Below are 10,685 nucleotides of genomic sequence, written 5' to 3' on the forward strand. Positions count from 1 at the left end.
TTTTACTCCTCTTGATTTGCCGTTCCGGCTGCTTTTACTTCCAAGACACCTCTAGCCATATTCATTCCACAGGTAAAGGGATATTCACCTGGGGTTTTTGGTGTGAATTCCACAGGTGTCAGCCGATTCAAATTCAAATCTTTAGCAATGTGAAAATCCGGTAAAATGATTTTTTCCAGACAACTACTGGGGTCTTTTCTGAAAAAATTGAGCCGCACAGGTTGCCCTGCTTTCACGACGACTCGATTTGGATCGTAACCGCCATCTACTTGGATAGTCAGTTCCTGAATTCCTTGATTTGCTGTCGCTTGTTGAGCTTGAGTTTTACTCACCAGAAACCACCAAAGTTCTAACCCAATTAAAGCCAACCCGCCTAAAGTAAGACCCAATTTCAGCTCAAAAGGTTGCTTAATTTGACGAAATTGGTTTGTGGGCATTGGTGCCTCGGCTGAAGCGGCTTTTGCGGGTGTTCCTGAGAAAACCGAGAGCAAAATCCACAAAACCAGAAGATTACTCAACAATTTTTTTTGATTTACCATATTTCCTCCTTTTCTATGCAGTTAGAAATTTACTCGCGGCTGAAAATTCCGCAAGCGCAAAGCGTTACTGACAACAGAAGCCGAACTGAATGCCATCGCTGCACCCGCAATCATTGGGTTCAGTAACCAACCAAAAATTGGGAATAAAATACCAGCAGCGATTGGAATTCCAGCGACGTTGTAAATAAAGGCAAAGAAGAGATTTTGGCGAATATTCTGCATTGTGGCGCGACTTAATTGAATCGCAGTGACAATCCCTTGCAAGTCGCCAGAAATGAGAGTGATGTCGCTAGCAGCGATCGCGACATCGGTTCCAGTGCCAATCGCTATTCCCACGTCTGCTTGTGCTAGTGCTGGGGCGTCGTTGATGCCATCGCCCACCATTGCCACTACTTTACTTTCGGCTTGCAGTTCCTGGACTTTAGCGGCTTTTTGGTCGGGACGGACTTCCGCAAACACTCGCGTGATGCCAACTTCTTGCGCGATCGCATCTGCTGTTTTGCGATTATCCCCCGTTAACATCACCACTTCTAAACCCATGCGGCGTAGCGATCGCACAACGCCTGCGGAAGAGGGTTTCAGGGCATCGGCAATGCCAATCAATCCCTGCATTTCGCCATCTACCGCAATCCAAACGGCAGTTTTACCCGCAGATTCCCAAGCAACTTTTTGTCCTTGCAAAGGTAGCGTTTCAATCCCTAATTCATCCATCCAACGCTGAGTACCGATTTGCACCAGTCGGTCGGATACAATTCCTTGAACGCCACTACCCGCGATCGCTTCAAAATTTTTCGCCTCCGGCAATGGAAACTGCACTTCCTGAGATTGGGCATACCTTACAACCGCTTCAGCCAAAGGATGTTCTGAATTGCGTTCAACTGCTGCCGCTAACTTTAATAGCTTTATCTCATTGCTGTGGACAGTTCCTACCATCGTGATGTAGTCGGTAACAGTGGGTTTTCCCTGAGTCAGAGTCCCCGTTTTATCCAACACAATCGTTTGAATTTTATGCGCCACTTCCAGACTGTCAGCACCTTTAATTAAGATGCCATTTTCTGCACCTTTTCCGGTTCCCACCATCACAGAAGTCGGCGTTGCTAAACCCAAAGCACAGGGACAAGCAATAATTAACACTCCCACCATTGTCATCAGGGCCATTGTGAGATTGCCCATCACGTCGAACCAGATAATAAAAGTAGCGATCGCGATCGCAATCACCACTGGCACAAACCACCCCGTTACTCGATCCGCCAATCGCTGAATTGGGGCTTTGGCACCTTGCGCTTGTTGCACCAGTCGGACAATTTGAGCCAACACCGTATCTCGTCCAACTCTCGTCGCCCGAAACTGAAAACTGCCAGTTTTATTAATCGTCGCCCCAATCACTTCATCCCCCGCCTGTTTCTTCACGGGCAAGCTTTCACCCGTCACCATCGCTTCATCGACACTAGACGTACCTTCTACCACTTCCCCATCCACGGGGATTTGTTCGCCAGGACGCACTAAAACCACATCGCCGACTTGGACAGCTTCAACAGGAACATCGATTTCCTGTCCATTGCGGATCAAACGTGCTGTTTTCGCTTGCAAACCCATCAATTTGCGAATCGCTTCCGACGTTTGTCCCTTGGCGCGAGTTTCTAAAAACCGTCCTAGCAGAATTAAAGTAATTACAACCGCCGCTGTTTCGTAATAGACATCTGTAATTCCCCCCAAGAATCCTGGAAATACAGTCACAAACAGCGAGTAGAAATACGCCGCACCTGTACCCAGCGCAATCAGCGTATTCATATCAGCCGCGTGACGCTTCAAAGCTTTCCACGCACCTGTGAAAAAAGATTGACCGCACCAAAATAAAACTGGCGTTGTCAACACTAGCTGCACCCAAGAATTATGCAACCATGCCGGAATTAAGGGGAGGTGCAATCCAGTCATTGCCGGAAGTGACCCCACCACCAGCACAATACTAATCGCTGCGCCGAATACCACTTTCCGCGCCAAATCTTGCCGTTCCTGACGGCGGGTGGCTGCTTCGGTATCATCTTCTTTGCTTCCGAATTCTCGAACTGGCGCGGCTGTATATCCGGCGTCGGTAACAGCCTGCTGAATTTCCTCTAAACTCGTTTGCTGAGGTTCGTACTTAACAGTCGCCTGTTCCATGCCGAAGTTAACGTTACACTCGCTGACGCCTGGAACATTGCGAATCGCTTTTTCTATCGCACCGGCGCAAGCCGCACAACTCATTCCTTGTAACTTCAGAGAATGTGTTTCCATAACTTTCTCTAACTCGATGATTTTAGGTTAATCTCTCTAGTTAACTGGAGAGTCAAGGGGGTAGAGAAAAAATTTTGTGTGCCATATTGGTTCTGAAAAGCGCGATCGCGTATGCAGCGATAATTCCGCTTCTCGCCACCCCACCACCCCCATCCGTTTAGAAGAAAGCACCTATGTATCGCGACCAGCTAATTGCAGAATTAAAGCTTTGCATAGAGCCATTGTTACCTGGTTATCTAGCAATTTTTGATTTGGCTGATACGAAGCGGCGCAACCTTTACTTAGGTCACGAAGAAGTAGATAAAGATATTTTAGAATTCGATACTTTGTTAAAAGCTCATCTCGGTAAAGCTTTCAAACGAATTGGGGGCGATCGCTGGGTTGCTTTTGTTACTGAAAATCAACTCAACGTTTTCGATCGCTTAATTTTGGCATACCAAAAAGAAGTCCCTATCTCTGCTGGCTGGGAATGTAGAGCGATCGCTCCTAACAGCACTTTAGTTCATATTGAGGAGAAAACCGATGTCTTGATAAGTCGCGCTGTCCGATGTGGCTACTTAAATATCCAAGACATCAATGACGTAGCGGCTAGGGTAAATGATTTACTAGAAAAAATATGGCGTTTACCTGTTAATTCCGCAACTTCACTAGAGCAGGAATTAACATTTAAGGAACCAAAATGGAAGTGTATCATTGGCAATTTACCTAGCACTGCGTACTGTCCCTTCTGCAAAGGCACAGAGTTTGAATGGCTAGAAGGTACTGATGACACTGCTTACGGAATTTGTAAGGGTTGTCGCGCCGAAGCGGATTTTGTATACGGCTGAATATCGCACTCTTAAATGGTTTGTGAAGGCGAGATACCCGACTTCTCTCTCGAAGTTTGGGATTTGAAGGGCTGGCTAACTAATCAAAGAAAATCGCCTTATTCGTAGCTATTTGTTGAAATTCGCTTTTCTTCGGTAAACTGAAGCCAAAAAGCCGCAGCGATGCCCCAAATTGCATTAAAAAATAATACAAACAGTGGAGTTAAAACTCCCAATTTCAACCCTAGCAGCCCTTGATTCGCTTTCACCGAAAATACAATCAGTAATTGCGCCAGTGTCGGCGCAAGACTATAGACAATTCCTCGCAAGACAATCCCTCGCAACCAAGAGGGGTAACGCAGAAAAGGCAAGACAAAGAGAAATCCCCATAAACCGCCCCAAACGATGCGAGGATACAGCCAATCTGGGGTCAAAGCTGGCGCAATTTTCACCCCCAAGGCAGCAGTGATGCCCAGAACTCCAAACAGCCAAACAGCAAGACTATTTGCCAGTCCTCCCAAAGCGCCAGTGGCGAAGACGAGTGTTAATTTTCTGCTCCACTGCTGCATCCAAATTTCCCCTAACCTTTGCGATAATCTTATCGCTAGGCGACAGGATATCCAGCGTTCGCGATCGCTTCCCTGACTTTGTCTGCTGGCTGTTGTGTTTCCACACTTACAAGCTTGGTTTTGGTATCAGCCTCTACCTTCGCGGTGGGGTCAAGAGTGGCAACTGCCTTAGAAATCGTGTCTACACAGGCAGAACAAGCCATGCTGGGAACTTTCAGTTGTAGTGTCATAGTGTAAATTCAGGATTATTGTTTCAATCGCTATTATGAAATCTCCAGTCAACTGGAGAGTCAAGTGAATGGATGTACAAACTGCTCAATTAATTGTGAATGGCATCGCCGTGGGTTGCATCATTGCGCTAGCGGCGATTGGTCTAACGCTGACTTATGGAATTTTGCGCCTTTCCAACTTTGCTCATGGCGATTTTATGACCTTGGGCGCGTATCTTACCTGGCTAGCGAATATCAGTGGGATAAATATTTGGCTGTCAATGATTCTAGGCGCGGGGGGAACAGTGGCGGCGATGCTACTGAGCGAACAGCTGCTCTGGAAACCAATGCGGGCACGCCGTGCCTCCCCTACCACCCTGATCATCATCTCGATTGGACTTGCCTTGTTTCTCCGCAATGGCATCATTTTCATTTGGGGAGGAGGCAACCAGCGCTACAATTTGCCAATTGCCTCCGCCCTCAACATCTTCGGAGTCAACGTAGCTTATTACCGGATCGTTGTCATGGTTTTAGCCGTCCTCGCAATGTTGGGGCTGCATTTCCTGTTGCAGAACACCAAAATCGGGAAGGCAATGAGAGCAGTTGCAGATGATATCGATCTGGCTCGCGTCTCCGGCATTAACGTTGAGCGCGTGGTGATTTGGACTTGGCTCATTACCGGCGTTTTTACGTCCCTGGGAGGAGCTATGTACGGACTGATTACGGGCATACGCCCCAACATGGGCTGGTTTTTGATTTTGCCGATGTTTGCGTCGGTGATTCTCGGCGGGATTGGCAACCCCTACGGCGCGATCGCAGGTGCGTTGGTAATTGGTATCGCCCAAGAACTCAGCGTCCCCTTCTTGGGGTCTGAATACAAGCAGGGTGTTGCCCTCTTGATCATGGTCTTAATTCTGCTTGTCCGTCCCCAAGGCTTGTTCAAGGGCACCCTATAAAAGGATGAAGGATGAAGGATGAAGGATGAATCAACAGGCTATCCATCCTTCTCCCTTCCGCCTTCATCGTTGTCATTCGCCCTAACCTCAAAACTGTAGATTCAGTTTTCTTAGAGATGGATTACGGGTTGATGATGTGGAAATAAATCGCTGCAACCAGGAAGTTACCAGCTAAGAGGATCAGCGAAACGATAGTACGGAAAGGATAGGGAGGCTTACTCGTTTGGGTAAGAGAACCTTTTGGTTTCTTGGCTTGTGCAGTCATAAGCATTTGCTCCTAATTTTGGACTTTATCAAGAAATACCAAAGAGCTGTCACAATTAGCACGGCTCGATAGAAATATTTTCATTTACCGCAGTCTTCCTAAAAGCAGCGTAGACCTTGATAGGCGCTTTCCCGATGCACGATAAATAGAAAAATTCTTTTTTCCTCCCCTGGCTTCTTGACTTTAAGCACTCTCTCCAGCGTGGTAGGAACTGCGGACGAGGGGGCCGGAACGGACGTGAGCAAAGCCCATTTCCCGCGCGATCGCTCCCAGATGCTCAAATTCTTCTGGCGTCCAGTATTTTTGGACTGGCAGATGTTCTAGTGAAGGGCGCATATACTGACCGAGGGTAATGCGATCGCATCCAGCATCCCGCAAATCGGTCATCGCCTCAATCACTTCGGCTTCCGTTTCTCCGTGTCCCAGCATCAAGCCGGATTTCGTGGCAATTGTGGAGTCAAGTTCTTTCACAATCCGGAGAACATCAAGCGATCGCTCATACTGTGCCCCCCGTCGCACCCGTCCTTGCAGACGCTCCACCGTCTCAATATTGTGGTTATAACAAACGGGTGACGCTGCAACCAGCGTTGCGACTCGTTGCCGTTGTTTCTCCACCGCATCCTTACCCCCCCAGAAATCTGGCGTCAACACCTCAATCAGCGTTTCCGGGTTCATCTGTCTTATCGCTGCCATCGTCGCCGCAAACCAACTCGCCCCCCCATCCGGCAAATCATCTCTTGCCACCGAAGTCAGCACCACGTAGCGCAAAGAAAGCAACTGCACCGCCTGAGCCACCTTTTGCGGTTCTTCCGGATCTAAAGGCATCGGTGCGTGCCCTTTCTCCACTTGACAAAAAGCACAGGCACGGGTGCAAGTTTGCCCCATCAGCAGAAACGTTGCTGTCTTTTGGGTATAACACTCTCCCCGGTTCGGACAGCGCCCCTCTTCGCAAATCGTGTGAATTTGCCGCTGCTTAATAATTCGCTGCACCGTCGAAATGTCGCTTGCTTTCCCGATGGAGCGTCGCAACCAAGGCGGTAGCGCCTCAATTTCTGACCTCCACGCTTGTACATCAGGCTGAATTTGTCGAGCATTCGTTTCGGTAGGCAAATTCATGTTTTTTTCTGGGCTACCAGCTCAATGAGCATCCGTATAATACAGAACTTACGCAGCCAAACTCCTAAACTCAAGGGCTTACAACAATTTTCATCGCAATTTTCTATTAAACGCAGTCCGGTTTAACCCCACCTCAGCCCCTCTCTGTTCGCGGATTTGGGTTGAATATTCCCCCTCTCTGTTCGCGGATTTGGTTCAATATTCTCCCCTCTCCGTGAAGGTTGAGGGGCTGGGGGTGAGGTTCCGATCGAGTGAGAACCACTATCTCGCCTGCTTTCCTGCGCCTTTGTCTATATAGCCAGTACAGGATAGCCAGTACAGGCACAACCCAAAAAAGCCCCTACGTTGTCGGGCAATGCGTCAGTCCTATGATACAAATCTTAAATCATTCGACTCTAACTCTGATTCTGCTTCTGCCTTAGTTTTTTTCCCTTTCAGGTCAGACCGGATTAATCTAGAATTAGGCACGCTGCTAGCTTTTTGGCTTTATGTTTTTGTATGTCAAGACGATCGAAGAGTGAGGATATCAGGCAAGCCATTGTGTTGCTGTATACCACGCACTCATGAGAATCCCCATTACGGCGCTAGCGTTGGTTTACCGTAATCGGGTATAGAAATCATAGTTCTGTAGCGCAGACACACTTGTACTACACATTCCAAATTATCCTGATTGGTATGAACGCGAGGCAGTTTTCTGCTAGCCGCTCATCTTGCTGAAATTAGCGGCAAGGCAGCAGTCGGCTCAAATCAACTTTAGTTTTTCTTTAAATTACCCCTAAGGAGTCAGTCGTGGCAGGTCACAAAATTCTGGTGATTGATGACAGTCGAGTGATCAGAAATACAGTACGAGATATGTTACCACCGGGTAACTTTGAAATTTTAGAAGCAAAAGACGGTCTGGAAGGCATGAATCTGATCTACCAGTCACACCCGAACTTGATTATGTTAGATTTTCTCTTGCCCAAAATGAGCGGGTGGGAGGTGTTTCAGCAGATTCAAAGTAAGCCCGAACTTCAGTCAATTCCTCTCGTTTTAATGTCTGGTCGGAAAGAAGAGGTGACAGAGAAAATCTCAGAACCTTTTGAATATTTTGAATTCATACCCAAGCCCTTTGACCAGAAGCAACTGATTGCCGCTATCAAGACAGCGATGGCAAAAGCAAGAAACCGCCCGGTGGTAGTACCATCAGCACCGCAGCCAGCCGTCGCTAAGGATACAGTCCCACCAGATTCAGGGGTTGCGTCAGCAGACATTCAGCAGTTAAATGCCAAGATTGCCAAGATGCAAGCTGAGATTGACGCCTTGAAGAAACAGGTGGCTCCAATGGCAGCGATACCTAGTGAGGTTGATGGCTTGAAAAAACAGCTAGCTCAAATTGTGGCATTCATTAAACAAAAGCTGAAGTAATCGCTAGCATTTATAGAATACACCTCAGCATTTAGATCCTGTCCCCATTCAATCTTCCAGCTCATCTGACTCGTAATCGGGGCGTTCTTACGGTTGAGTTCCTTGTTTCATGGAATGTCCTCAGTCACCACTCCTAGGAGTTAGTTATGCCAAGTAACAAGATCCTGGTTATCGATGACAGCAGCACCAGTCGGAGTCTAGTCCGCAAGCTATTGCCCCAGAGTAACTTTGAAGTTCTCGAAGCAAAAGACTCTCAAGAAGGACTGAATTTAATCCGAAAAGAACGCCCCAATTTAATCGTGCTGGATTTCCTGTCATCTCAGCCTAGTAGCTGGGAAGTCTTTCAACAAATTCAAGTCTCTCCGGAACTCCAAAAGATTCCTTTAGTGGTGACATCAGGACGTAAAGAAGAAGTTACACACAAAATTCCAGAACCGTTTGAGTATTTTGAATTTGTTGCCAAGCCGTTGGAGCAGAAGACGCTGATTCAGGCGATGAAATCAGCAATGGCTAAGGCGAAACTGCCTCGTCGGCAAGCGGCTGCGCCTGGTGCCCAAACAGCACCAGGCGCTAAAGGAACCCCAACGGCTCCCGACGTTCAGAAAGCGGGAGCAACTCAAAAAATCCTAATTGTTGATGATGCTAAAGTAATTCGGGCTTCATTGCCAGAAATGTTGCCTCCGGGCAACTTTCAAGTTTTAGAAGCAAAAGATGGGGAAGAGGGACTTAATCTCATCCGTCAAGAGCATCCGAATGTCATTATTTTGGATTGGATTCTGCCTCGCATGAGCGGTTGGGAGGTTTTTGGGCAACTTCAAGCTTCGCCCGAACTCCAGATGATTCCTTTAGTAGTCATCTCTGGGCGGAAAGCGGAAGTGATGGAGAAACTTTCAGAACCATTTGAGTATTTTGAATTTCTAGAGAAGCCCTTCAATGAGAAGCACTTAAATCAGGCAATCCAGTCAGCGATCGCTAAAGCCAAATTGCCACGCCCACAAGCTGGAACACCTTCTGCTCAGACAACCGCAGTCGTTGCTAACTCTACAGATGCATCTGCTGAAATTAAGGCATTAAATGAAAAAATGGCGGCAATGCAGGCTGAAATTAAGGGATTGAAGGAACAAGTCGCTGAAATTCCGGCACTGAAAAAACAATTGGCTCAGATGATGGCTTTCGTTAAGCAAAAGTTGAGTTAGAAGCCCTATTTAAGTGACTAGAATACCCAGATTATCTACTGGCTGCTAATGACTCATTGCTAATCTCCCTCTTGTGTCATTTTGAGAGAATTCGATGAATTTACAGTATTACAGCCCATGAGAAATCAAGGTTTTACCTCAGTTTGTCAGAAGAGGGATCTAGCAATTCTAGGGTTCTACTTGCTTAATCCAACTCTCTGCGCCCTTCTAAGGCTCGTGCTAGTGTCACCTCATCGGCATACTCTAAATCACCGCCCATCGGTAAACCAAAAGCAATCCGCGTCACCTTGGTAAACGGCTTTAGTAATTGACCGACATACAGGGTTGTTGTCTCACCCTCTACGCTGGGACTAATTGCCAAAATCACTTCTTTAATTTTTTGCTGGCTCACTCGCCGCACGAGCGGTTGAATATTTAGTTGGTCGGGGCCAATTCCATCCATCGGCGAAATGATGCCCCCCAAGACGTGATACTTGCCGCTATACTCGCGAGTTTTTTCCAGCGCAATCACATCACGGGAATCTTCCACCACACAGAGCGTGCTGTTGTCGCGGTTAGAGTTACGGCAAATATCGCAGACAGGTTCAGCCGAGAGGTGAAAGCACACCTGACATAAACCCACTTGCTTTTTCGCCTCAACTAAAGCTTGAGCCAGTGTTTCTACTTCTTCGGGCGATCGCTTAATAATATGCAGTGCCAGACGTTGTGCAGTTTTCGGGCCAACTCCTGGCAACCGTTGTAGTTGCTCGATGAGACGAGCTAAGGGACGTGTGTAAACCGTTGTCCTATCTCCAATCTGTATGCTTCCATATTTATCCTAAACCCCCGATAGATTGGATTGATACAATCTGGCTCTATCTGTGGTTCCCAATAAAAAAGCGCCCCCTTGTGGGAGGCGCTTTTGATGTAGAGACGCGATATATCTTGTCTCTAGCGATTAGCCATTGATGCTGGGAGCCATCAGAGCCACTGGGGTGGACTCACCTGCTGCCAAGTCGAGGGGGAAGTTGTGAGCGTTGCGCTCGTGCATCACTTCCATACCCAGGTTGGCGCGGTTGATCACGTCTGCCCAAGTGTTGATCACCCGACCTTGGCTGTCAATCACTGACTGGTTGAAGTTGAAACCATTCAGGTTGAATGCCATCGTGCTGATTCCCAAAGAGGTGAACCAGATGCCGACGACGGGCCATGCACCTAACAAGAAGTGCAAGGAACGGCTGTTGTTGAAGGAAGCATATTGGAAGATTAACCGACCGAAGTAGCCGTGGGCTGCGACGATGTTGTAGGTTTCTTCTTCTTGTCCGAATTTGTAACCGTAGTTCTGAGATTCGGTTTCGGTGGTTTCACG

At 47.6% G+C, this 10,685-nt stretch carries 11 protein-coding genes and 2 pseudogenes; 5 read left to right on the forward strand and 8 right to left on the reverse strand.

Annotation, left to right across the window (positions count from 1 at the left end; genetic code table 11):
* Positions 1–2 precede the first annotated feature (2 nt).
* Entirely contained in the window at positions 3–539 is a 537-nt protein-coding gene (locus NC996_RS04415; RefSeq protein ID WP_190682340.1) for a cupredoxin domain-containing protein, read from the reverse strand.
* 21 nt (positions 540–560) lie between these two features.
* Positions 561–2,813 (reverse strand): heavy metal translocating P-type ATPase, encoded by a 2,253-nt coding sequence (locus tag NC996_RS04420; RefSeq protein ID WP_190682343.1) that lies wholly within the window; start codon positions 2,811–2,813, stop codon positions 561–563.
* Between the two features lie 173 nt (positions 2,814–2,986).
* On the opposite strand from NC996_RS04420, the gene NC996_RS04425 reads away from it, so the two are divergent.
* Positions 2,987–3,640, forward strand: a complete 654-nt coding sequence (locus NC996_RS04425; RefSeq protein ID WP_190682345.1) for a hypothetical protein — start codon at positions 2,987–2,989, stop codon at positions 3,638–3,640.
* 98 nt (positions 3,641–3,738) lie between these two features.
* Here the strand turns inward: NC996_RS04425 and NC996_RS04430 are convergent, their stop codons facing one another.
* Positions 3,739–4,188, reverse strand: a complete 450-nt coding sequence (locus tag NC996_RS04430; protein WP_190682348.1) for a hypothetical protein — start codon at positions 4,186–4,188, stop codon at positions 3,739–3,741.
* A gap of 35 nt (positions 4,189–4,223) precedes the next feature.
* Entirely contained in the window at positions 4,224–4,418 is a 195-nt protein-coding gene (locus NC996_RS04435; protein ID WP_190411224.1) for a heavy-metal-associated domain-containing protein, read from the reverse strand.
* Positions 4,419–4,486: 68 nt separating this feature from the next.
* On the opposite strand from NC996_RS04435, the gene NC996_RS04440 reads away from it, so the two are divergent.
* Positions 4,487–5,353 carry a branched-chain amino acid ABC transporter permease gene (locus NC996_RS04440; protein ID WP_190411225.1) on the forward strand — a complete coding sequence of 289 codons (867 nt, stop codon included), beginning with the start codon at positions 4,487–4,489 and terminating at the stop codon, positions 5,351–5,353.
* Between the two features lie 121 nt (positions 5,354–5,474).
* Here NC996_RS04440 and NC996_RS04445 read toward each other — a convergent pair whose 3' ends face one another.
* Both NC996_RS04445 and lipA read right to left on the reverse strand, forming a co-directional pair.
* The gene (locus NC996_RS04445; protein ID WP_190411226.1) at positions 5,475–5,618 is read right to left on the reverse strand and encodes a photosystem I protein PsaX; all 144 of its coding nucleotides are present in this window, start codon (positions 5,616–5,618) and stop codon (positions 5,475–5,477) included.
* A 183-nt stretch (positions 5,619–5,801) separates the two neighbouring features.
* Positions 5,802–6,734 (reverse strand): lipoyl synthase, encoded by a 933-nt coding sequence (gene lipA / locus NC996_RS04450; protein WP_190682351.1) that lies wholly within the window; start codon positions 6,732–6,734, stop codon positions 5,802–5,804.
* Positions 6,735–7,523: 789 nt separating this feature from the next.
* Between lipA and NC996_RS04455 the strand changes: the two genes are divergently transcribed.
* From NC996_RS04455 to NC996_RS04465, 3 genes and pseudogenes are all read left to right on the forward strand, one after another.
* Positions 7,524–8,141, forward strand: a complete 618-nt coding sequence (locus NC996_RS04455) for a response regulator (protein WP_190682353.1) — start codon at positions 7,524–7,526, stop codon at positions 8,139–8,141.
* A gap of 146 nt (positions 8,142–8,287) precedes the next feature.
* Positions 8,288–8,674, forward strand: a pseudogene (locus NC996_RS04460) (response regulator); the annotation flags it as partial.
* A gap of 90 nt (positions 8,675–8,764) precedes the next feature.
* Positions 8,765–9,337: a response regulator gene (locus NC996_RS04465; protein ID WP_347275956.1), complete on the forward strand. Its 573-nt coding sequence runs from the start codon at positions 8,765–8,767 to the stop codon at positions 9,335–9,337.
* Positions 9,338–9,521: 184 nt separating this feature from the next.
* Here the strand turns inward: NC996_RS04465 and recR are convergent, their stop codons facing one another.
* A complete protein-coding gene (gene recR, locus NC996_RS04470) occupies positions 9,522–10,133 on the reverse strand; it encodes a recombination mediator RecR (RefSeq protein WP_190411240.1) in 612 nt (203 codons plus the stop codon).
* Between the two features lie 141 nt (positions 10,134–10,274).
* A pseudogene (locus tag NC996_RS04475) lies at positions 10,275–10,685 on the reverse strand (photosystem II q(b) protein); the annotation flags it as partial.

The sequence above is a fragment of the Trichocoleus sp. ST-U2 genome, from assembly GCF_039961875.1.
Lineage (GTDB): Bacteria > Cyanobacteriota > Cyanobacteriia > Cyanobacteriales > FACHB-T130 > FACHB-T130.